21 protein-coding genes are annotated in these 22,141 nt (G+C 73.9%); 8 read left to right on the plus strand and 13 right to left on the minus strand.

All coding sequences use genetic code 11. From position 1 onward, the window contains the following. Positions 1 to 4: 4 nt before the first annotated feature. Genes QP090_RS25500 through QP090_RS25510 form a run of 3 tightly spaced genes read right to left on the minus strand, consistent with a single transcriptional unit; the run spans position 5 to position 3,212 of the window. On the minus strand, positions 5 to 796 hold the full coding sequence (locus tag QP090_RS25500) for an ABC transporter permease (protein ID WP_285941929.1): 792 nt from the start codon (positions 794 to 796) through the stop codon (positions 5 to 7). Then, on the minus strand, positions 793 to 2,277 hold the full coding sequence (locus QP090_RS25505) for a DUF1349 domain-containing protein (protein WP_285941930.1): 1,485 nt from the start codon (positions 2,275 to 2,277) through the stop codon (positions 793 to 795). Before QP090_RS25505 ends, QP090_RS25500 begins: the two co-directional genes overlap by 4 nt. Next, the gene (locus QP090_RS25510; RefSeq protein ID WP_285941931.1) at positions 2,274 to 3,212 is read right to left on the minus strand and encodes an ABC transporter ATP-binding protein; all 939 of its coding nucleotides are present in this window, start codon (positions 3,210 to 3,212) and stop codon (positions 2,274 to 2,276) included. The genes QP090_RS25505 and QP090_RS25510 overlap by 4 nt, the downstream gene beginning before the upstream one ends. 165 nt (positions 3,213 to 3,377) lie before the next feature. Between QP090_RS25510 and QP090_RS25515 the strand changes: the two genes are divergently transcribed. From QP090_RS25515 to QP090_RS25525, 3 genes are read left to right on the plus strand one after another with little or no spacing between them, the layout of a single operon-like run. After that, complete coding sequence (locus QP090_RS25515; protein ID WP_285941932.1) at positions 3,378 to 4,412, plus strand: sensor histidine kinase; 1,035 nt, start codon at positions 3,378 to 3,380, stop codon at positions 4,410 to 4,412. Continuing rightward, on the plus strand, positions 4,409 to 5,125 hold the full coding sequence (locus QP090_RS25520) for a response regulator (protein ID WP_285941933.1): 717 nt from the start codon (positions 4,409 to 4,411) through the stop codon (positions 5,123 to 5,125). Before QP090_RS25515 ends, QP090_RS25520 begins: the two co-directional genes overlap by 4 nt. Positions 5,126 to 5,129: 4 nt before the next feature. After that, positions 5,130 to 6,152 carry a hypothetical protein gene (locus QP090_RS25525; protein ID WP_285941934.1) on the plus strand — a complete coding sequence of 341 codons (1,023 nt, stop codon included), beginning with the start codon at positions 5,130 to 5,132 and terminating at the stop codon, positions 6,150 to 6,152. On the opposite strand, the gene QP090_RS25530 is transcribed toward QP090_RS25525, so the two are convergent. Beyond that, a complete protein-coding gene (locus tag QP090_RS25530; protein ID WP_285941935.1) occupies positions 6,139 to 7,575 on the minus strand; it encodes a WS/DGAT/MGAT family O-acyltransferase in 1,437 nt (478 codons plus the stop codon). The genes QP090_RS25525 and QP090_RS25530 overlap by 14 nt on opposite strands. Before the next feature lie 264 nt (positions 7,576 to 7,839). On the opposite strand from QP090_RS25530, the gene QP090_RS25535 reads away from it, so the two are divergent. Further along, positions 7,840 to 8,517, plus strand: coding sequence for a uracil-DNA glycosylase (locus QP090_RS25535; protein WP_285941936.1), 678 nt, complete (start codon positions 7,840 to 7,842; stop codon positions 8,515 to 8,517). Between the two features lie 97 nt (positions 8,518 to 8,614). On the opposite strand, the gene QP090_RS25540 is transcribed toward QP090_RS25535, so the two are convergent. Then, positions 8,615 to 9,472: a hypothetical protein gene (locus tag QP090_RS25540; protein ID WP_285941937.1), complete on the minus strand. Its 858-nt coding sequence runs from the start codon at positions 9,470 to 9,472 to the stop codon at positions 8,615 to 8,617. A 131-nt stretch (positions 9,473 to 9,603) separates the two neighbouring features. Here QP090_RS25540 and QP090_RS25545 point away from each other — a divergent pair, with 131 nt between their 5' ends. Together QP090_RS25545 and QP090_RS25550 are read left to right on the plus strand one after the other, a co-directional pair. Next, positions 9,604 to 10,605, plus strand: a complete 1,002-nt coding sequence (locus QP090_RS25545; RefSeq protein WP_285941938.1) for a lysophospholipid acyltransferase family protein — start codon at positions 9,604 to 9,606, stop codon at positions 10,603 to 10,605. 42 nt (positions 10,606 to 10,647) lie between these two features. Then, entirely contained in the window at positions 10,648 to 11,862 is a 1,215-nt protein-coding gene (locus QP090_RS25550) for a DUF5925 domain-containing protein (RefSeq protein WP_285941939.1), read from the plus strand. A 10-nt stretch (positions 11,863 to 11,872) separates the two neighbouring features. Here QP090_RS25550 and QP090_RS25555 read toward each other — a convergent pair whose 3' ends face one another. Then, entirely contained in the window at positions 11,873 to 13,087 is a 1,215-nt protein-coding gene (locus tag QP090_RS25555; RefSeq protein ID WP_285941940.1) for a trans-sulfuration enzyme family protein, read from the minus strand. Between the two features lie 281 nt (positions 13,088 to 13,368). Further along, positions 13,369 to 14,157 (minus strand): DUF2470 domain-containing protein, encoded by a 789-nt coding sequence (locus QP090_RS25560; protein ID WP_285941941.1) that lies wholly within the window; start codon positions 14,155 to 14,157, stop codon positions 13,369 to 13,371. Positions 14,158 to 14,224: 67 nt separating this feature from the next. Here QP090_RS25560 and rpsD point away from each other — a divergent pair, with 67 nt between their 5' ends. Together rpsD and QP090_RS25570 are read left to right on the plus strand one after the other, a co-directional pair. Beyond that, a complete protein-coding gene (gene rpsD, locus QP090_RS25565) occupies positions 14,225 to 14,830 on the plus strand; it encodes a 30S ribosomal protein S4 (protein WP_285941942.1) in 606 nt (201 codons plus the stop codon). 145 nt (positions 14,831 to 14,975) lie between these two features. Continuing rightward, positions 14,976 to 15,863, plus strand: coding sequence for a TauD/TfdA dioxygenase family protein (locus tag QP090_RS25570; RefSeq protein WP_285941943.1), 888 nt, complete (start codon positions 14,976 to 14,978; stop codon positions 15,861 to 15,863). Between the two features lie 36 nt (positions 15,864 to 15,899). Here QP090_RS25570 and QP090_RS25575 read toward each other — a convergent pair whose 3' ends face one another. The 6 genes from QP090_RS25575 to QP090_RS25600 all read right to left on the minus strand — a co-directional run bounded on the left by QP090_RS25575 (position 15,900) and on the right by QP090_RS25600 (position 22,139). Next, positions 15,900 to 16,511, minus strand: a complete 612-nt coding sequence (locus tag QP090_RS25575; RefSeq protein WP_285941944.1) for a MarR family winged helix-turn-helix transcriptional regulator — start codon at positions 16,509 to 16,511, stop codon at positions 15,900 to 15,902. Positions 16,512 to 16,610: 99 nt separating this feature from the next. Further along, on the minus strand, positions 16,611 to 17,597 hold the full coding sequence (locus QP090_RS25580; RefSeq protein ID WP_285941945.1) for a hypothetical protein: 987 nt from the start codon (positions 17,595 to 17,597) through the stop codon (positions 16,611 to 16,613). A gap of 21 nt (positions 17,598 to 17,618) precedes the next feature. Continuing rightward, positions 17,619 to 18,917 carry an MCE family protein gene (locus QP090_RS25585; RefSeq protein WP_285941946.1) on the minus strand — a complete coding sequence of 433 codons (1,299 nt, stop codon included), beginning with the start codon at positions 18,915 to 18,917 and terminating at the stop codon, positions 17,619 to 17,621. After that, a complete protein-coding gene (locus tag QP090_RS25590) occupies positions 18,914 to 20,029 on the minus strand; it encodes an MCE family protein (protein WP_285941947.1) in 1,116 nt (371 codons plus the stop codon). Before QP090_RS25590 ends, QP090_RS25585 begins: the two co-directional genes overlap by 4 nt. Beyond that, a complete protein-coding gene (locus QP090_RS25595; protein WP_285941948.1) occupies positions 20,029 to 21,108 on the minus strand; it encodes an MCE family protein in 1,080 nt (359 codons plus the stop codon). The genes QP090_RS25590 and QP090_RS25595 overlap by 1 nt, the downstream gene beginning before the upstream one ends. Further along, positions 21,108 to 22,139 (minus strand): MCE family protein, encoded by a 1,032-nt coding sequence (locus tag QP090_RS25600; protein ID WP_285941949.1) that lies wholly within the window; start codon positions 22,137 to 22,139, stop codon positions 21,108 to 21,110. Before QP090_RS25600 ends, QP090_RS25595 begins: the two co-directional genes overlap by 1 nt. Between the last annotated feature and the right edge of the window lie 2 nt (positions 22,140 to 22,141).

The following is a 22,141-nucleotide window of genomic DNA, read 5'->3' on the forward strand; positions in this document are numbered from 1 at the left end:
TTTGTCAATTGGCGTCGCGGGCCGCGAGCACGCACCCGCCGGCCAGCAGCGCCGCCGCCGCGTAGGCGGCGAGCACGCCGAGGCCGGTCCACGGCCCGATCGGGGGGCCCGCGCCGCGGATGGTGGTCTGGATCGCCAGCCCGGCCGTCATCGGCGCGATCCGGTCGAGCCGCTCGTGCCAGTCCGGGTCGGTCACGAACCTGGTGATCACCGGGAAGACGTAGAGCAGGGTCAGCACGACCGTGACCGACGCGGCGGTGTCGCGCAGCACCGCGCCGACGCCGAGCGCGAGGAGCGCGACCAGCACGAGGTAGAGCACGGTCCCGGCCGCCGCCCGCAGCGTCGGACCGTCCGCGAGGGACGGCGGCGGGTACCCGTTGGCGGCGGTGAACCCGTTGCCGGGCAGCAGCGCCCGGCCCGCCGCGAGCGAGCCGAGGACGCCGAGCGTCCCCGCCGCGAGCACGCCCGCCGCGACGACGGCGGCCTTGGCGAGCAGCACGCGGGGGCGGTGCGGGACGGCCGCCAGCGTGATCTGGATCATCCCGGTGCCGTACTCGCCGCCGATCGCGAGCACCGCGAACACGACGGCCGCGGCCTGCCCGAGCCGGACGCCGGTGAGGCTGAGCCGGGTGGTGTCCTCCAGGCACCCGGCCGGGGCCGGGCAGTGCGAGGTGTCGACGGCCCCGGTGGTGGCCGCCCCCACCAGCACGGTGGAGACGGCCAGCGCCAGCAGCAGCCAGCCGGTGGACGGGAGGGTGCGCAGCTTGGTCCACTCCCCGTGGAGGACGTGCCTCACGCGTCCCTCCTGCGGAGCAGCCAGAGGGCCGCGGCCAGCACGGCCGCGGTGTAGGCGGCCAGCACGCCCAGCCCGGCCCACGGGCCGAGCGCGGTGTCGTACCGGGGCACGGTCTGCTGCATCGCGAACCCGGCGGCCGGGGACAGCCGCTCCAACCACGTCGCGGCGGACAGCGGCAGCCCGGTCGCGACGATCTGCGGGACGAGCAGCACCAGCAGCAGCACCGTGATCGACGCGGCGGCGTGCCGCAGGATCACCGCGACGCCCACGCTCAGCACCGCGATGAGCGCCAGCAGCAGCGCGGTGCCGAGCACCGCCCGCAACACCGGCCACTCCGTGACCGGCGGCGGCGCGAGCCCCTTGCCGCGCATGACCGGAAACGAGATCAGCAGCGCGCCCGCGGCGGCGGCCAGCCCGGCGGCGAACGCGGCGGCGCCCAGCACCAGTGCCTTGGCGGCCAGCACCCGGCCGCGCGCCGGGGTCGCGGCGAACGTCGTCCGGATCATGCCGCGCCGGTACTCGGACGTGACCGACAGCACGGCGAGCGCGACGACCGCCATCAGCCCGATCAGCACGCCGGCGAGCGCGGTCTCGGTGATGTCGCGCGCGAACTCGTCCGGCCCGACGTCACCGGATCCGGCCAGCGTGAAGGGGGCACCGGCCCGGGGCGAGTCCGCCGGGTCCAGCGGGGCGTCGGCGCCGGTCTCGCGGTCCCGCCGGACCCACGGCGCCGGCCGCGCGCCCCCGGCGGGCGCGACGTCCACCCGGTCGAACGTGGCCGATCCCTCGGTCGGCACCTCGGAGGTGCTCTCGCCGCCGAACCGCCGCTCGACCTTGATCGCGCTGGGCGAGCCGACGTACGGCCCGGCCTGCGCCGCGCCGGACAGCCCGGCGACCTCGACCGTCCCGACGCGCCTCCAGGCGGCGCCGTCGGACGAGGCGTACCCGGTCACCGACGTGCCGGAACGGGTCAGCCTGAGCCACCGCGGGACGGGGCCGGAGCCGCCCCCCAGATCGGTCCCGACGCCGGACCGGAGCCGGACGCCGCGGCCCGGCGTCACCGCGATCACCGCGTACGGGGCGCCGCGGCGGCCGTCCCGCCTGATCATGAGACCGGCCTTGGCCTCCGGGTGGCTCGCGCGCTGCGCGGTCACCCGCGCGGTGACGGTCCCGTCGCCCGCCAGCGGCTGGTGCACGAAACCGCCGCCGTCGTTGAACGGGTGGACGGTGCCGGGCGGCCTCTTCCCGCCACCGCCACCGCCACCGCCACCGCCGCCGCCCGCCTTCACCGCGCTGCCGCCCGCCGCGGAGAGCAGCGCGACCACGATCGTCAGCAGGATCGCGGTGGGCAGGGCCAGGGTCCACCGGCGCACCGACCAGAGCTTGGTCCACTCGGCGCGCAGCAGCCCGCCGAATCCGGCCCGGCGGGACTCGGGGACCGTGCTCCGGTACGGCGGCGGAGCGGTCGTCGCGGTCGTCACGCGCCCTCCCCCGCTTCCGTCCGGGAGGACCGGTAGTCGACGGCATCCCGGGTGAGTTCCATGAACGCCTCCTCCAGCGTCGCGCGGTGCTCGGTGATCCCGGAGAAGGGCACGCCGTCCCCGGTGAGCAGGGCGACGATCCGTTCGGCCGGGACGCCCGAGACGGTCAGCGCGTCGCAGCCGGTGGTCGCGACGACCGCGCCCGCGCGGGCGAGCACGGTCATCGCCTCCTGCCTGTGGCCGGTGCGGACCAGCACCCGGTCGCCGGACGCGGCGCTGAGCAGCTCGCGCACGCCGCGGTCGGCGATGACCCGGCCCCGCCCGACCACCACGAGGTGGTCGGCGCTGCCTTCCAGCTCGCTCATCAGATGGCTCGACACCAGCACCGCCCGCCCCTCGGCGGCCAGCGACCGCAGCAGCCCGCGGATCCAGGTGATGCCCTCGGGGTCCAGGCCGTTGACGGGCTCGTCGAACATCAGCACCGGCGGGTCGCCGAGGAGGGCGGCGGCGATGCCGAGCCGCTGGCGCATGCCGAGCGAGTAGCCGCCGGCCGGCCGGCCCGCCACGGCGCCGGACAGCCCGACGATGTCGAGCACCTCGTCCACCCGCCGGACGGGCAGCGCGTTGGAGTGCGCCATCCACCGCAGGTGGGCGCGGGCGCGGCGGCCGGGGTGGACCGCCCCCGCGTCCAGCATGGCGCCGACCTCGCGCAGCGGGGACCGCAGCCTCCGATAGGGACGGCCGCCGATCAGCGCGGTCCCCGCGTCGGGGCGGTCCAGCCCGAGGATCATCCGCATGGTGGTGGACTTGCCGGCGCCGTTCGGCCCGACGAAGCCGGTGACCCTCCCGGGGGCGACCGTGAACGACAGGTCGTCCACGGCGACGGTCGGCCCGTACCGCTTGCGCAGCCCGCTCACCTCAATGGTTGCCTTCATGCCCTGGAGCCTAGGAATCGCGGGCGGTCCCGGTCGTCCCGCCAGGGAGCCGACTTCACCGGCCGCGACCGGGGGACGATCCCCGCCGCGTCCCTCACGCGGGGGACGCCGCGGGCCCGGCACCGGGGGACGCGGCGCGGACGCGGGTCGGCCACAATGACGGATGTGAAGCAGCCAGGTGCACTGCGCGGCTGGCCGCCGGCGGCCGGGATCGCGCTCGGCGCCCTCGCGGTCGCCGAGACCGTGCTCCGGACCGGCGGCTCCGAGGTGGTCCTCCCCCTCGCCCTGCTGGTGAGCGTGTGCGGGACGGTGCCGCTGGCCGTGGTGCGTGGCCATCCGGCCGCCGCCGGCGCGCTGATCACGGCGTCGGCGGCGCCCGCCTGCGCGCTGTACCGTGCCCCGGCCTTCGCCGGGCTGGCCGCGCTGGTCGTCGTCTGGTCGCTGCTCGTGCGGCGCCGGGTGCTGCGGGCCCGCGCCGAGGCCGCCGCGCGGAACGCGTCCCGGGAGGCCGCCCAGAGCACCCTGCTGGAGTTCACCGCGCGCGGCGAACGGGCCCGCATCGCGCGCGAGCTGCACGACGTGGTCGCCCACCACATCTCGATGATCTCGGTGCAGGCCGAGACCGCCCGGCTGGCCGTGCCCGGGATGCCGCCGGACGGGGCGCGGCGCCTCCTCGCGATCGGCGACACCGCCAGGACGGCCCTCACCGAGATGCGCCGGCTGCTCGGCGTGCTCCGCGAGGACGCCGGGCCGGACGAGGGTGCCCGGCGGCCCCAGCCGGGGCTGCGCCAGCTCCTCGACCTGATCGACGAGACCCGCGACTCGTGCGGGGTGAGCGCCCGCCTGATCCTCCAGGGCCGGGTCGCGCCGCTCGACCAGGGCGTCGAGCTCACCGCGTACCGGATCGTCCAGGAGGCGCTGACCAACGTGCGCAGGCACGCGCCGGGCGCCGCCGTGGATGTGGAGGTCGAGTACGCGGCGGACGCGCTGCGGCTGCGGGTGCGCGACAACGGCCCCGGCCCGCCGGCCGGCGGGCACGGCGCCGGCGGCGGGCACGGTCTGCTCGGGATGCGCGAACGGGCCGCGGCGGTCGGCGGCGCGCTGCGCACCGGGTCCGCGCCCACCGGCGGCTTCCTCGTCGAGGCCACGCTGCCCGCCGCCGCGACCGCGGACGGGGCGACCACGGAGGCGGCCGGATGAGCGCGCCCCCGGTGCGCGTCGTCGTGGTCGACGACCAGGAGGTGGTGCGGGCCGGGTTCGGCGCGCTCCTGGAGACCCAGCCCGACCTCACCGTGGCCGGCACCGCGGCCGACGGCGCCGAGGCGGTCCGGGTGTGCCGCGAGCTGCGCCCCGACGTCGTGCTGATGGACGTGCGGATGCCGGTCATGGACGGGATCGAGGCGACCCGCCGGATCACCGGCGCCGCCGCGTCCACCGCGTCCATGACGTCCACCGCGTCCGCCCCGGGCGTCGCCGCGCCGCGGATCGTCATGCTGACCACCTTCGACCTCGACCAGCACGTCTACGACGCGCTGGTCGCGGGCGCCAGCGGGTTCCTGCTCAAGGACGCGACGGCCGAGCGGCTCTTCGACGCCGTCCGGGTGGTCGCCGCCGGGGAGGCGCTGCTCGCGCCGAGCGTCACCCGCCGCCTCATCAGCGAGTTCGCTCGGCTCCGGCCCCGTCCGGCCGCGCCGCCGCCCGCCGCGCTGACGCCGCGCGAGACCGACGTGCTGAGGCTGGTCGCCGAGGGCCTGTCGAACCCGGAGATCGCCGCGCGCCTGGTCGTGGGCGAGGAGACGGTCAAGACGCACGTGAGCCGGGTGCTGCGCAAGCTCGGCCTGCGCGACCGGGTCCAGGCCGTCGTGACCGCGTACGAGTCCGGTCTGGTCGTCCCGCGCGGAGGGAAGGAGTGACCGCATGAGCCTCAGCCGAGAGCGGTGGCGCGCGGACCGCGCCCTCCTGAACGGCGACCGCGCCGGTCTCGGCCGGACGGCGGGCGCCCTGTACCCGGGCGTCCCGCGCGTGGCGGGCACCGCGCTGCTGACCCGTCCCGAGTGGATCCCGGACGCGCCGATCCCCCTGGAGAACGTCCGGCTGGAATGGGACGCCGCCCCGGCCCCGCCCGCGGTGGCGGCGCCCGCGGACGGGCTGCCGGACGGGTTCGCGACGTACGCCGAGGCGATGGCGGCGCTCGCGGCCCCGGCCGTGTTCGAGGACCGCCCCTTCTACCGGCTCCTCGCCGCCGACCTGGCACCGTCCGGCCGCGGCGTGCTGCGGCTCGGACCGGCGGGGTACTTCGACGGCGTCGACATCGGCGAGGCCGTCGCGCACGAGCTGGCCGCCGGGGTCCCCGGGCTGCCGCTGCGGCGGCGGATCGGCGACCCCCGCGACCTGTCCCGCCGCCCCGCGCTCTCCGCGATCACGACGCTGACCGTCACGGCGTCCGGATCGTACGTGCTGCACTGGCGCGACCCGGCGAAGGTCGCGCACGCGGGCGGCCTCCACCACGTGATGCCCGTCGGCGGCTTCCAGCCGCTCACGGGCGGGCCCGCCGATCTCGACCTGTGGCGGACCATGGTGCGCGAGTACGCCGAGGAACTGCTCGGCGGCGGCGAGGACTACGGCGAGGCGTTCGACCAGGAGGCGTGGCCGTTCCACCGGGCGCTGACCGGGGCCCGGCGGGACGGCCGGGTGCGGGCGCACTGCCTCGGGCTCGGCGTCGATCCGCTGACGATGGCGCTGGACGTCCTGACGGTGGCGGTCTTCGACGACGCCGCGTTCGGGGAGTTGTTCGGCGGGCTGGTCGAGGTGAACGCGGAGGGACGGGTCTCGGTCGCGCCGTTCGACGGGACGGTCCCCGAGCCGATGCAGCCGGCCGGTGCCGCCGCGCTCGGCCTCGCGTGGCGGCACCGCGCCGTCCTCGGGATCACTCCCGGGTGAGGTCCTTCAGCTCGTCGAGGGCGTCGGCGAGGTGGTCGAGCAGCTCCGACGGGTCGGGCACCAGGTCCCGGCAGGCGACCACGCCGATGTCGATCTTGCCGTCGTAGGAGAACACGGTGATGTTGACGCCGCCGGTGATGTCGCTGACGACCGAGACCGGGTAGTAGCCGAGCACCCGCGCCCCGCACAGGTACAGCGGGAACTGCGGCCCCGGCACGTTCGAGACGATCAGGTTGATCGGGCGGAACGGCGCCCGCATCGCCAGCCGGATCAGCGGCCCGGCGACCACCGCCGGCAGGATCCCGCTCAGCTCCCGCACCCACACTCCGGACGAGGCGGTGAACCGCCGCTTGACCAGGTCCATGTCGCACCGCACGGCGGCGAAGCGCTCGGCCGGGTCGGCGAGGTGGGTGGCGAGCGGCACGCTCATGATCGAGATCTGGTTGCCGGTGTCGCCCGCGTCCCGCCCGGCGCGGCGCAGCGACACCGGGACGCCCGCGACGAGCGGGCCCGGGGGCAGCTCGCCGCGCTTGTCCAGCCAGGTGCGCACGGCGGTCGCGCACAGCGCCATGACCACGTCGTTGACGCTGCCGCCGAGCGCCTCGCGCACCTGCTTGACCTCGGCGAGCGACAGCTCCCCGAACGCCACCGAGCGCCGGCGCCCGACCGGCTGGTTGAACGGGGTGGACGGGGCGGCGGCGCGCGGCGCGGGCGGCACCTCGTCGCGGCGCAGCGCCCCCTGGACGGCCCGCGCCACCAGCCCGGCGCCCGGCAGCGCGCCGACGCCGGGGATCTCGTCGAGGTAGGGGGCGGTGCGCACCACCGACAGCGCCGTCCGGACGGGGTGCAGCGCGGCCTTGAGGAGGCCGGCGCCGACCATGCCGGCCGCGTGCGGGGCCCGCTGCGGCTCGGCGTCGCCCGCCGGCACCTCGCGCGGCTCCGGCGACAGGTCGAGCAGCGCGGCGAGGGTCTCGGCGGCCGTCACGCCGTCGATGGCGGCGTGGTGCACCTTGACGTACACGGCGGTGCGGCCCCCGGCCAGGCCGTGGACGAGGGCCATCTCCCAGAGCGGGCGGGTCCGGTCCAGGGGCGTCTCGTGCAGCATCGCGACGGCGTCGCCGAGCTGCTCGTCGCCGCCCGGCGCGGGCAGCGCGATCTCGCGGATGTGCCGTCCGGGGTCGAAGTCCGGATCGTCCTCCCAGTAGGGGCGGTCGAGGCCGAGCGGCACCGGGGCGAGCCGCCGGCGCAGCGGCCGGGCGGCGAGATGGGCGCGCCGCCGGACCAGGTCCGCCAGGGCGGCGACGGTCAGCGTGCCGCCGGGGCACGAGGCGGTGTCCACGATGCCGAGCCCGGCGATGTGGGGGTGCACGGTGGCGGTCTCCGCGTTGAGGAACGTGGCGTCCACGGTGGTCAACTGGCTCATGCTGGTTCCGTCCGCTGGTTCTGCGCCTGTCCTGCGCCTGCCTTCCTCCTCAAGGAGTTACGCGGCCCCGCACCGCCGGGTCAATGAGTGTGCACGGAAAGTAACACGGACTTAACGGGATGTTTCGCCCCATTCATCCGGACGGCCCGCCGACCCATGGACAACCCTTTGCGTTCCCGCGGCCCGTCGCGGCGGACGAACGCCCGCGCCGCCCCGCCGCGTTCCGACCGCACCGCCGCGATCACGGCATTAGGGTGGTCGACCATGACGGGACGACCACTCGCGGACGTCGTCGAGGCCGGGTGGGCGACCGCGCTGGAACCGGTGTCGGGACGGATCGCCGCCATGGGCGACTTCCTCCGCGCCGAGACCGCCGCCGGACGCCGCTACCTCCCGGCCGGCGGCCACATCCTGCGCGCCTTCACCCAGCCGTTCGACGAGGTGCGGGTGCTGATCATGGGGCAGGACCCCTACCCGACCCCGGGCCATCCGGTCGGGCTCAGCTTCTCGGTCGCGCCGGACGTCCGGCCGCTGCCCGGCAGCCTGATCAACATCTACCGCGAGCTGCACGACGACCTCGGCCTCCCCCAGCCGTCCAACGGCGACCTGACGCCGTGGACCGGGCAGGGCGTGCTGCTGCTCAACCGGTCGCTGACCGTGCTGCCCCGCAAGCCCGCCTCGCACCGCGGCAAGGGCTGGGAAGAGGTCACCGAGCAGGCGATCCGCGCGCTCGTCGCGCGCGGCCGGCCCCTCGTGGCGATCCTGTGGGGCCGCGACGCCCGCAACCTCAAGCCGATGCTCGGCGGCGTCCCCTGCATCGAGAGCGCGCACCCGAGCCCGATGTCGGCCGACCGGGGCTTCTTCGGCTCCCGCCCGTTCAGCCGCGCCAACCAGCTCCTGGAGCAGCAGGGCGCCTCCCCCGTGGACTGGAAGCTCCCCTGATTTCAAGCTCGGCCCAGCTTCCTCGCCTGGCGGCTCGGGGCGCTGACCGTGCTTGGGCACTTTGAGACAGGCCCCCGAGGGCTCCTCTCCTGGAGGGTCAGCCCTCGGGGAGACGGCGCAGGAGGGCGGCGAACTCGCCCGAGCCCTCCAGGTCGGCGCCCCCGGCGAGCGGGGTGAGCCGGCGCTCGCCGTGGCTCCAGTAGACGCCGGGGGCGCACGGGTCCTCGGCGGCGACGTGCATCTCGGCGACCACGTCGGCGAAGACCGGCAGCACCTCGCGGACGGCCGTGGAGGTGATCGGGTAGAGCAGCAGCGTGCTGTGGCAGGGCACCCCGACCAGCGCGCCGCGGGTGTTCGGCCCGGGAAGGAACTGGTCGACCTCGCTGAGCAGCGCCGACACGTAGCGGCTGCCCGGCTTGGTCACCACCCGGACGTTGCGGCCCGGCAGCAGCGGCTGGTCGCGGACCTCGACGTCGGCCAGCTCGCGGTCGTGGGTGTTGGTCATCACATATCCGAGCTTGCGGAGCCCGAGCAGCCCGGCGCGGGCCTTGGTCAGCGGGCCGCCGTAGCGGGGGTGCTCGATCATCACCATCGCGTCGAAGTGGTCTCCGGCCGGGACGACGACCAGGCCCTCGCGGTCGCGCGGCGCGAGCTTGGGCACGATGCGCAGCCGCAGCAGCTCGCGCACGTCGCCGAACAGCTCCATCTCACCGACGGCGAGGAACGCGCGGTCGCAGACCTCGCGGACCCACTCCTCCACCAGGACGGGCCACTGGGGGGCGGGTTCACGGGCGCAGCGCTCCAGCGCCGTCCAGGTGGACGCCCGCGCCTCGGACCGCCCGACGGGCAGCACCACTTCGGAGGTCCCCGAGTCGAGCCAGGCGGTCGGCGCCACCGCGGGAAGCAGGTCGCGGATGAGCGCGTGCACATCCGCGGCCGCGTCCAACGGTTCCATGCTCATCCCCCTTCACCGGATCACGTCACAACCCAACCTTCTCAGAGTTCCGGGCCGTTGTGTGATCCATCGTCCGGTCCGGGTGGATGGGTCGCCTCGCTGATGACCTCCGGCTCAAGTACGGTTCATCCATGTCCGAAATCGTGTACCCGCCGGTGAACAAGACGGCGCTGGCGCTCTTCAAGGCGCTCAACGTGAAGTTCCGTCTCGAAGGGACCGACCGGATCCCCAGCACCGGAGGCGCGGTGCTCGTCAGCAACCACGTCAGCTATCTCGACTTCATCTTCGCCGGGCTGGCCACCCACCCGGCGAAGCGGCTGGTCCGGTTCATGGCGAAGAAGGAGATCTTCGACAATCGGATCGCCGGGCCGCTGATGCGCGGGATGCATCACATCCCGGTCGACCGGGAGGCAGGGGCCGCCTCCTACAAGGCCGCACTGACCGCGCTGAAGGGCGGCGAGATCATCGGCGTCTTCGCCGAGGCGACGATCAGCCGCTCGTTCACGGTCAAGGACATCAAGAGCGGCGCGGTGCGGATGGCCGTCGCCGGCAAGGTGCCGCTGATCCCGATCGCGATCTGGGGCCCGCAGCGGATGTGGACCAAGGGCCACAAGAAGCGGCTGTTCCAGCGGAACGTCCCGGTGACCATCCTCATCGGCGAGCCGATGTACCCCAAGCGCGGCGACGACTACGACAAGGTCACCGAGGAACTGCACCACCGGATGTCGGAGCTGCTCGAGCAGGCGCAGCGCGAGTACCCGGAGGAGCCCAAGCCGGGCGAGACCTGGTGGCAGCCCGCCTACCTGGGCGGATCGGCGCCGACCCCGGAGGAGGCCGAGGCGCTCGACCTCAAGGAGGCCGCCGACCGCAAGGCCGCCCACCAGGCCAGGGAGGTCCGCGAGGCCGAGGCCAAGGCGGCCGTGGAGGCCAAGGCCGCCGCGGCGGCCCGCAAGGCCGCCGACCTGCGCAAGCCCGGGGACACGGTCACGTCCGTCGACACGACCGAGGCCGCGGTCGCGGGCCCGGCCCAGCCCCAGCCCCAGGCCGAGAGCACGGGCAAGGCCGCGGACGAGGGCGCGGCGCCGGCGGCGGACGGCGCCGGGCCGTCCGACGAGACGAAGCAGACAGGCTAAATCGGTGGACGGCACCCGCCGGCGGGGCTGATCATCGAAACCATGACCATGTCACGGGAGAGGCCGCAGGAGATCCTGCATCTCGTCGAGCCCCGGGAATCGGACGCCGACCCCGGGGCGGGCCTGACGCTGCCCGTGGTGCTCAACCTCAACGACGGCAACTCGCCCGCCGACGTGATGGACGTGCTGTCGATGCGGCCGTTCGCGTCCGGCGCGCAGCCGTGGTCGCGGTCGACCCAGCTCGATCACGTCAAGGCCGACGCCCCGCTGCGCCCGGACGGCGCCCGGGTGCTGCGCGTCGCGCACGAGAAGGGCAAGGAGTCGGTGCTCGCCGAGGGCGACGGCTGGACGCTGCTCACCAACCGGTGGAAGCACGGCAGCGCCTACGTGGCGGTCTCGGCGATCAGCGACGAGCTGGCCGAGTCGGTCCTGGCCGACTGCGTCCGCGACGCCACCGAGCCGCCGAAGACCGACGACACCAACGTCGAGATGGGCTTCTGGCACCTGGGCGGGCGCGGCCCGATCCGGACCGAGCGGGCCATCTCCGCCGACACCTGGACCGAGATCCGGCGCAACTACACCGCGCCGGTCGCCGAGGCGTTCGACCGGGTCATGGGCATGACCCGGGAGGAGGTCAACGGGCGGCTGCTGCTGCTGCACGGCCCGCCGGGCACCGGCAAGACCACCGCGCTGCGGGCGCTCGCGCGGTCCTGGGGCACGTGGTGCCAGGCCGACTGCGTGCTCGACCCCGAGGCGCTGTTCGGCACGCCCAGCTACCTGATGGAGGTGGCGGTCGGCGACGATGACGATGAGGAGAACCGGCGCTGGCGGCTGCTGATCCTGGAGGACTGCGACGAGCTGATCCGCGGTGAGGCCAAGGCGTCCACCGGGCAGGGCCTGTCCCGGCTGCTCAACCTCACCGACGGGATGCTCGGGCAGGGCCGCGACGTCCTGGTCGCGATCACCACCAACGAGGACCTGGCGCGGCTGCACCCCGCGGTCGTCCGTCCGGGGCGCTGCCTCGCGCAGATCGAGGTCGGCCCGCTGACCCGCGCCGAGTCGGTCGCGTGGCTGGACGAGGGCACCGAGGGCGGCGACGGGGACGGCGTCGAGGGGGCCGGTCCGGCCGGCCGGCCGGACCGTCACGGCATCGGGCCGGACGGCGCGACGCTGGCCGAGCTGGCCGCGATGCGCAAGGGCGAGAAGCGTCCCGAGGGACGCGACGTCCCCGCGTCCGCGACCGGCTTCTACCTCTAGCGGCCCGCCCTCACGCCCGCTCGGCGGACGCGGCGGCGGGCGCGGCGGCGGTGGCGGCGAGGGCCTGCTCGATGTCGTTCCACAGGTCCTCGGGGTGCTCCAGGCCCACGGCGACCCGGACCGTCCCCGCCCCGATCCCGGCGGCACGCAGCGCGGCGGCGTCGAGCCGCCGGTGGGAGGTGCTCGCCGAGTGCAGGACGAGCGTCGCCGCGGCGCCGAGCGAGGCCGCGAGCGAGGCCAGCCGCACGGACTCGATGAACGCGCGGCCGGCCTCCCGTCCGCCCTCCAGCTCGAACGACAGCACCCCGCCGCCGCCCCCGCTCAGCAGCCGCGACGCCAGCTCGTGCTGCGGATGGCCGGGCAGCCCCGGGTGGTGGACGGCGGCGACGGCCGGGTGCGCGTCGAGCCGCCGGGCCAGCAGGAGGGCGGTCTCGCTCTGCCGCGCGATCCGCATCGGCAGCGTGGCCAGGCCGCGCAGCACCAGCCAGGCCGAGTGCGGCGCGAGGGTGGCGCCAAGTTCGAGCGCGTGCTCCCACACCCGCCGGTGCCGGCCGGAGTCGGCGAACACCGCCACGCCGCCGACGACGTCGGCGTGCCCGCCGAGGTACTTGGTCATCGAGTGCACGACGATGTCGGCGCCGTGCTCGATCGGACGGCACAGCACCGGGGCGAAGGTGTTGTCCACCACGGTCGGCACCCCGGCCTCGCGGGCCGCGGCGGCGAGCGCGGGCAGGTCGCCGACCCGGGTGGACGGATTGGCGATCGTCTCCAGGTACAGCAGCCGGGTCCGGGGCCGGAGCGCCGCGCGCACCTCGGCGGGATCGGCGCCGGAGACGAAGTCCACCTCGACCCCCCACCGCTCGGCGAGGTCGCCCAGCAGCGCGTACGTCCCGCCGTACAGCGAGGACTGCGCGATCACGTGGTCGCCGGAGCGGAGCGTCGCCATGAGCACCGCGTTGATCGCGCCCATGCCGGACGCGGTCGCCATCGCGTCGGCGCCGCCCTCCAGTTCCGCGACGGCCTGTTCGAGGGAGCGGACGGTGGGGTTGCTCATCCGGCCGTAGAAGAACGCGCCGTCCGGATCCTGGAACGCGTCGGCCATCGCGTCGGCGTCGTCGAGGGCGAACACGTGGCCCTGGTAGATGGGGACTCCGAGCGGGCGGCTTCCCTCGGGCATGATCACGGGCGGGTGGACGGCGCGGGTCTCCCGGCGGTGTTCGGTCATGGTTCCAGCCTGGGTGCCACGGCCGCTGCCGGGACAGGTCCAATCGGCGCCGGTGGCCCGGCCGGCGTCCCCGGGGAGAACCGATCCAGCCGGGGGCGACGCCGCGTCCCGTCCGCTCGTCCGCGGATCCGTCACCGTGTCGCCCACCCCGCGAGGGAGAACGATGTACGGGCCGTGGTCGGGCGGGCGGTCCGGGGGCCGCCTCCGGCCGGAAACCCGAGCATGGCCCGGATCGGGTCCCGGCACCATCCGGGAGAACACTGACACTGCGCGGAACCGGGCTACGTGGTGGCGCCGGCGAAGAGCCGGCGGTAGACGCAGCGCAGGCCGTCGAGATCGCGGACCGGCTCGGAGAACGCGAGCCGGAGGTCGAACGGGTCGGGCCCGCCCGGTTCCGGGATAGAGCAGCGCAGCCACATCCCGTGCCGGTCCAGGGCGAGCGGGCGCACGACGGGCATCGGGACGGGCGGGACCTCCCCGGCCGCCATCCCGGGCAGGAGCGTCATCAGCTCCTCGCGGTGGCAGGAGTCGAGGTGGGCGAGGACGGACGCCTCGATCGCGACGAACGGGTCGGGCGTCGCGGCGGCGTACTCCTCCGGCTCGACGATCGCGCTCCCCCAGGCGTCCTCCACCTCGATCTCCGCGGCCTCCAGCGCGAGCACCGTCCACGCGCCGTGGACGGCGGGCGCGGCGCCGAAGTCGAGGAGTTCGGGCCGCGGGTGCAGGTGGGAGAGCCGGAGCGCGGCGGCGCGGCGGTCGGCGGCCGGGACCTCGGTGATCCAGCCGTGCAGCCGGGCCCGGCCGCGCACCCGGTCGGGCAGCGGGACCGGGGCGACGTCGGAGATGTGCAGCGTGGCGGGGAGGTCGGGCTCCCCGGCCAGCGCGGCGACGACGGGCGAGGCCGCGGGCATGAGCAGCAGCGGGCGGCCGTCGCGGTCGGTCGCGTGCGCGGGCACCGGGGCGTACGGGACGCCGGGCACCGCGAGGACACCGTCGGCCACGCCGTAGGCGAGGCTGCGCGCCCGCTCCGCTGCGGTCGGCCGCCGCTCCGGGCTGTCGGTCCGGCTCATTGGATCTCCTGACATTCTAGGTTAGGCTTACCTAAGTAAGGGTTACCTAATCACAGTGAGGTGCACCATGAACAACTCCCGCCCCAAGGTCCGGCTGTCCCGGGCCCTCGGCATCCCGCTCACCCCCAAGAGCGTCAAGTACTTCGAGGCCCGCCCCTACCCGCCCGGAATGCACGGGCGCGCCCGCAAGCAGGAGTCCGACTACAAGGTGCGGCTGCGCGAGAAGCAGCGGCTGCGCGCCCAGTACAACATCCGTGAGGCCCAGCTCCGCAACGCGTTCGCCAAGGCCGCGGGGGCCGGCGGCAAGACCGGCGAGGCGCTGATCGTCGACCTTGAGCGCCGGCTGGACGCGCTGGTGCTGCGCACCGGCTTCGCCCGGACGATCTACCAGGCCCGCCAGTTCGTCGTGCACCGCCACGTGCTGGTGAACGGCCGCCGGGTGGACCGCCCGTCCTACCGGCTACGGCCCGGCGACGTCATCACGATCGCCGAGCGCAGCCGCGCGCTGCCGCCGTTCGCGGTCGCCGCCGCCGGGGGCCACGCCGAGAACGTCCCGCCCTACCTGGAGGTGCGGCACGACGCGCTCGCCGCGCGGCTCGCCCGGCTGCCCGAGCGGCGCGAGGTCCCGGTCATCTGCGACGAGCAGCTCGTGGTCGAGCACTACTCGCGCTGACCGGCGGTCCGGACTGGACGGCCGGTCCGGACTGGACAGCCGTCCACCTCCATCGGCTACCATCAACCTAGCGATTGCTTGGCAAGCTGATCGCCCGGCTCCAGGCTCGCGACGGCACAGCGCACCCCGATGGAGGCCGCAGGACATGATCGAATTCCAGCCCATGACCCGGAACATCGGCGCCGAGGTCACCGGCGTCGAGCTGAGCAAGCCGCTGGACCCCGAGCAGGTCCAGCAGATCCGCGACGGCCTGCTGGAGCACATGGTGCTGTTCTTCCGGGACCAGCAGATCAGCGACGAGGAGCACGTCGCGTTCGCCAAGCAGTTCGGCACCGCCAACCTGCCGCCGATGGACACCTCGGGCAGCGCCGTCCACGTCCTGGACCAGACCGACCCCAAGGGCGAGGGCGGCGACCAGTGGCACAGCGACAACACGTTCATGAGGACCCCGCCGATGGGATCGCTGCTGCGCGCGGTCATCCTGCCCGAGGTCGGCGGCGACACCCTCTGGGCCAACATGTACATGGCCTACGACTCGCTCGCGCCCTGGCTCCAGCGGCTGTGCGACGACCTGTACGCCGAGCACGACCTGACCATGTCGGTCTCCAAGGCCATCGACAAGGGCCACCGGATGGACCTGCGCGCGATGCAGGACGACAACCCGCCGGTCACCCACCCCGTCGTCCGGATCCACCCCGAGACCGGGCGCAAGGCGCTGTACGTCAACCGGTCCTCGGTCACCCGACTGATCGGGCTGTCGCGGCGGGAGAACGAGGCGATCCTCCCGCTGCTGTTCGACGCCGTCCGCGACCCGCAGTTCCAGGTCCGGCTCAAGTGGCGGGTCGGCACGCTCGCGTTCTGGGACAACCGCCCCACGCAGCACTACGCGGTCGCCGACTACACCGAGCGCCGCAAGATGCACCGGGTCACCGTCAACTGCCCCGCCGAGATCGACGACGGCATCCCCAAGGGCCCGGACGGCGTCACCGGTGACGACGCCCCCGCCGAGGCCGCCGCCGCCCGCTACCTCTGACCCCCGCCCCGCCACCTCCGGCCCCCGCGGGTCCGCTCAGCGGAGGTCGCCCAGCTCCTCCCGGGCGTGCGCGTTCAGGGTGCGCAGGGTGCCGACCAGCCGGCGCCGCTCCGCGTCCGGGAGCGGCCCGGCGAAATGCCTCCGCAGGGTCTCGGCGTGCACCACGAGCGCCTCGTCGAGCTTGCTGCGGCCGGCGCCCGTCAGCCCCACGAGCTGACGCCGCCGGTCGCCCTCGGCGGCCAGCCGGCGGACCCAGCCCGACTCCTCCATCCGGTCGATCAGCCGGGTCATCCCGCCACTGGTGAGGATCAGCTCGCCGGCCAGCCGGCCCATCGTGCGCGGACGGTCGCCGCCCGCGTCCGCCAGCCGCATCAGCACCTCGAACGCGACGTGCCGGATCCCGCAGCGCCGCTCCAGTTCGCGCGCGGCGATCCGCTCCAGCATCCCCGCCGCGCCGAGCAGCACGCCGAACTCGCCGATCACCTCGTCCCGCTCCGGCCACCCCCGGGACGCGCCCGCGCCCGCACCCGGGTCCGGTTCGGCGTCCGGTTCGGCCTCCGGTTCGGCGTCCGGGGCCGCGTCGTCGTCCGCCACCATGCCCCGGCCCCCCGTCGTGTCGCCGTCCGCGGTCATCGTCCCGCCCGTCATCCTCGCGCCGCCCCTCGCCGTCCACAGGGTCAACGCGCCGCGCCCCGCACGGCTTCCGCCGGACGGGGCGCGATCGGGCCGGCCCAGGGCCGGCCGGGGTCAGTTCTTCGGCTTGCCGGTCTTGCCGTCCTTGGGCTGGCCGCCCGAGGGGGCGCCGTCGCTCGGGACGGGGAGCTGGCTGCCGCCGGCCTGCTGGTTCTGGTTCTGGTCGTTCACGCCGGACGCGTACTGCTTGGTGACCTTCCAGTCGCCGTCGATCTTGGCCAGCGCGAGCCGGAGCAGCGTGGCGGGCGCCTCGGTGGCCTCCTTGCTCTGCACCTTGATGTCGACCATCACCACGGCGGTCGCGAACCTGCCGTCCACGCTGCCGACGAACGTCTGGCTGGTCTTGGAGGACAGCGCGAGCTCCGGGCTGCTCTTGAAGGTGTCGCCGAGGCTCGGGAGCGTGGTGGCCTTGAAGCTCTCCAGGAGGTCGCCGCCCATGAGCTTCTGGGCCTTGGCCATCTGCGCCTGGTAGTTGGAGGCGTTGTAGTTGAGCGCCACGTCGCCGTACGCGGCGGCGACCTTGCCGACCGCGGCGCGCTCGTCGGCCTTGGACGCCTCGCCGCTCGCGCTCCGCCACTGCCAGACGGCCAGGCTCGCGAGCACCGCGACGAGGACGACCACCACGACGGCCTGCTCGCGGCCGAGGCCGAGGAAGGCGCGGCGGCCCGCGTCCGGCCCGGACGGCTTGGACGGCTTGGACGGCTTGGACGGCTTGGCGGCCGGCTCGTCCACGACCGTCGCCGGCGGCTCGATCCGCTCGACGACCGGCTTCACGGGCCGGGCCGCGGGCTTGGCGGTCGCCGCCGTCTCGGCGGCGGGCTCCGCGGCCCCGGCCTCCTCCTCGGCGTCGATCGCATCCAGGACCTCGTCGATGTCCTCGCCGTCGAGGACCTCGATGACCCGCACCCGCCGCTTGCGCTTGGCCGGACGCGCCGCGGCCCCGGACGCGGCCGGCCCGTCCTCCGGCTCCTCGGCGGCGGGCTCGTCCACGACGGCGTCCGCGGCGTCCCCGGTGACGTCCTTGTCGGTCCTGGCTGTCACTTCAAACTCCTGGGGTTGAGGTCAGTCCTTACGACGCAGGCGGGAGATGCGGGACATCACAGGCACCGAGCCCATCATGACCTTGATCAATACCAGCAGGGCCAGGACCGGAGGAACGTAGACTAGCCAAACCGGCGGTCCCCCTGAAGGTTCTTCGGCGCTGCGGTTGGCCGCGTTCTTGGCGTTCAGCTTCTGCCGGTCGAGCGACGGGTCGTGGGTCGGGATCGTCCCCCCGGGGTTCTTGGCCTGGTAGGGCTTCTGCTTGACCAGCGCCGGCGTCCGGCCGCCCGCGCAGGTCGGCGGCTTGGGCGCGGTGGGCTGCGCCAGCGGGTACTTGTACTCCAGCGTGGCCAGCTTCTTGACGGTCATCAGGAAGACCACGTTCAGCACCGGCTTGCCCTGGTCGCGCCCGATCACGTTGTCGAGCACGACCTTCAGCCTCGGCGCCTGGGCGAGGGTGTCACGCAGGTCGGTCAGGTAGCCCGGGTTGTACCGGCTGAGGCCGAGGCTGCCGATCGAGTCGACGGTGCACTCGAAGTCGGGGCCGGTCTGGTCGAGCAGCCTGTTGACGGTGCCGAGCAGGTCCGGCCCCTTGTCGCGGAGCTCGGTGAGGTCGCCGCGCACCTGACTGAGGGCGCCGGTCAGCGCGGCCAGGTTGTCGATCCCGGCGCCGAGGTCGCCGCGGTTCCGGTTGAGCACCCCGGTGATCTTGCCGAGGTCCTTGGTCAGCCCGTCGAGCAGCTCGGTGTTCTCGGCGAAGGTGGTGGTGAGCTGGTCGCCGCCGTCGATGACCTGCCGGAGCGAGCCCTCGCGGCCGGCCCAGCCCTCGGCCAGCTCGTGCGTGAGCACCTGCGCGTCCTCGGGCCTGATGGCCTTGAGGGTCTGGATGACCGCGCCGAACAGGTCGCCGTACTTGGGCGGCACCTTGGTCTGCGCGACCGGGATCACCGCGTTCGCGGCCAGCGGCGTCGCGCCGGTCCCGCCCGGGCCCGGGGTCAGCTCGACGACGGGCTCGCCGACCGCTGACTTGCGCGCGGCGGCGGCGGTGACGCCCTGCGGGACCTTGACCCCGCGCTCCATGTCGAGCTTGACCTTGACCTTGTCCTTGTCCAGCCAGACCGAGTCGATCTTGCCGACGCGCAGCCCGAGGTAGTCGACCTCGAAGCCCGGGTGCAGGCCCGGCGAGGACTCGAACTCGACGGTGATGTGGTACGGCCGGTCGATGAAGTCGAAGCGCACCACGTTGTTGAACGCCCAGACCACCATGAGCACGGCGAGGGCGGCGAACACCGTCAGGTTGATCGTCAGGCGCCTGGTCATCGCGGCGGCTCCAGGATCTTGTCGAGGCCCGGCAGGGCGCCGCGCAGCTGCTCGGGGAGCTGGAAGCCCGGCTTGGCACCCGGCCGCGCGCCGGTCCCGGCCTTGGACTTCCCCTTGCCCTTGCCCTTGGCGGCGGCGGGCGACCCGCCCTGGGCGGGGAGCACCGGCGTGCCGTCCGGCCACACGATCTTCAGGATCGGGTAGAGCAGGAGCTGACCGTCATAGGTGGCCTTGGGGAGCTTGTCGGAGAACTGCACCAGCCCGTCCACCAGGCTGGTGAGCCGCGTCCGGTTGTCGCCGAGCTGCTGGAGCACCGGGTCGAGGTCGCGCAGCAGGTTCCGGAACCGGGTGACCCGGCCCTCCAGCACCTTGTCGTTGAGCTGGCGGGCCATCCGGGTGAGCCGGTCGACCGTCTTGAGGATCTTGCCCTTGTTGTCGTCGAGCACCTTGGTCATGCGCTCCAGCTGCACCGGGGCCTGGTCCAGCTCGTCGGTGCCCTTGGCCAGCGACCGGCCGAGCTTGGCGAAGTTGTCGACCGCGAGGCCGAGCTCGGCGCGCTGGTCGGCGAAGATCTTCAGCAGGTCGCCGGTCTTGGCGATGGTGGCGTTGAGCTTCTTCCCGTTCCCGTCGAGGGCGGTCGCCCCGGCGTTGACCACGGTGGCCACGTCGTCGCCGGCCAGGGCCTTGAGCAGCGGGCCGGTCTGCCCGATCACCTGCTCGAACGCCGGCTGCACCGAGGTGTCGGCGATCGCGGCCCGGTCCGCCAGGAACGGGCCGCGGTCCATGCTCCCGCCGGGCGGCATCTGGAGGTCGACGTAGTTCTCGCCGAGCAGCGAGGTCACCTTGATCTCGGCCCGGGAGCCCCGCGGGATCCGGTACTCCTTCTTGATCGCCAGGGTGGCCCTGGACCGGTAGCCGGCCAGCTCCACCTTCGTGACGCTGCCGATGGTCAGGTCGGACATCTTCACGCTGTGCCCGGCGACCAGGCCCTGCGCGTCGTCGAACGTCGCGGTGAGGGTGAGGCCGTCGCGCGGCGCGCCCATCGTCTTGTACGAGCAACCGGAGACCGTCAGGACCAGCACGGCCACGAGCAGCAACGCCTTGCGGCCCATCAGTTGCCTCCGTTCTGCTGCCACGGGCAGTTGGAGTTCGGCTTGGGCAGCGGGCAGCCCGTCTCGTCGGTGTCCATCAGGCCCTTGAGCCAGGTCCGCAGGAAGGCGTCGGTGGCGAAGCGGATCTGAAGGGACTTGTTCTCGGGGTTGTAGCCGCCGATGAGGGCGTCGCCGATGCCCGGCAGCGCCTTCAGCAGCCCCGCGAGCGACTGGGCGTTGCCCTTCAGCACCAGCGACACGCGGGTGAGGACCGCCAGGTCGTACGGGAGCCGCCCCTTGTACTTCTGGAGCAGCTTGTCGCCGTTCTTGGACAGTTCCAGGATCCCGCTCACCAGGTCCTGGAGCTGGCCGCGCTCGGAGCTGAGCACCCGGGTGGCCTCGCTGAAGTCGCGGATCATCGAGCCGAGGACCTCCTCGCGCCCGCGCACCACCCCGGCCAGCCGGTTGAGGTTCCGCGCGACCTGGACGAGCTCCTTGTCCTGCCCGGCGACGTTCTCGACCAGGCGGGCGCTCTGCTCCAGCGTCGCGTTGAACTCCTTGCCGTTGCCCTTGACGGTGCCGGCGGCCGTCCCGAGCGCGCTCTGCATCTTGGTCGGGTCGAGCGCGTTGGCGAGGTTGGTGAACGAGCTGAGCGCGTCGTCGACCTCGACCGGCACGTGGGTGCGCTCGATCGGGATGCTGTCGGTGGTCTCCTTCGGCTCGCCCGGCCGCCACGCCGGGTGCAGCACCAGGTTGCGCTCGCCGACCAGGTTGAGCGGGACGATCGAGGCCTGGACGCCGCGCGGCAGCGGGACCTCGCGCTTCAGGTGGAAGGTCACCTTGATCTGGTCGGTCCTGCCGGCGCACAGCTCGGGCGTGCACTTCTGCACCTTGTCGACCAGGCCGACGTCGGCGCCCATCACCTTGACCTTGGACTCCTTGTAGAAGGAGCGGGCCTTGGGCATGTAGACGACCATGGTGCGCTCGCCGCCCGCGGACGCCAGCGAGCAGCCGCCGAGCGCCGCGGCCAGCGCGAGGCACAGCACCGCGCAGACGCCCGCGGCCGGCCGCGGGCGGGCCCTGCCTCCGGTGGGCTTCATCAGTTCCCCCCTCCCTGCGCCGCGGGACGGCGGGTGGAGATCGGTCCGGGCGGCTGGAGCGGCCCGAGCCCGGTGAGCAGCCCCTCGATCCAGGGGCCGTTGCCCTTGAGGTTGGCCACCTGGGTGAACGTCGGGCCGAGCAACGAGAAGTCGGTGTTGAGGGCGTCCATGTTGGGCGCCATCCGGGTGGTGAGCAGGTGCAGGTTGTCCAGGAGCGAGTCGAGCTGCTTCTGGTTGTGCGCGATCACGTTCGACAGCGTGCGGACCGTGCGGCTGCCCTGGCCGATCGTGGCGGCCAGCTCGTTGCGCCGCTCCACCAGTGCCTGGAGCAACACCTGGCTGGAGGTGATGATCTGCTTGAGCTTGTCGTCCTTGGCGGCCAGCGTGCCGGTGATGCTCTTGCTGCTGGCGATCAGCTTCTCGATCTCGGGGGTGGAGTCGTTCAGCGTCCGCGACAGCGACTGGACGTTGACCAGGATCCGCTTGAGCTGCTCGGCGCTCGGCGACTTGATCCGGGTGACCTCGGTGAGCAGCTTGTCGACGCTCTTCTGGTCGAGCTTGCCGACGATGTTCTGCGCGCCCTCCAGCGCCTCGGGGACGGTGAAGGGGACGCTGGTGCGCTGGAGCGGGATCCGCCGCCGGCCCTCGGGCAGGGTCGACACGTAGGGGCGGCTGACCGGGCCGGTCAGCCGCAGGTACCGGCCGCCCAGCAGGGTGGTGGTCTGGATCTCGGCGCGGGTGTCGCGGCCGAGGTCGATGCCGGCGTTGACGTGCCAGGTGACCAGGATCCGGCCGTGCCCGAAGTCGGGCTCAACCCCGGTGATCCGGCCGGCCTTGACCCCGGCGACCCGGACGTCCTGGCCCTTCTTCAGTCCGGCGGTGTCGGCGAACTCGCCACTCATCGTGTAGCCGCTGTCGAACAGGTGGAGCTGCCCGATCGCGAACGCGAAGGCGCAGGCGGCGCCGAGCGCGCCGAGCGAGACGATCGCGACGATCTTGTGGTTGACGTCGCGCAGGGACTTGAGCGCCATCT

Source organism: Actinomadura xylanilytica, assembly GCF_030283145.1.
In the GTDB taxonomy this organism is placed as follows: Bacteria; Actinomycetota; Actinomycetes; order Streptosporangiales; family Streptosporangiaceae; genus Spirillospora; species Spirillospora xylanilytica.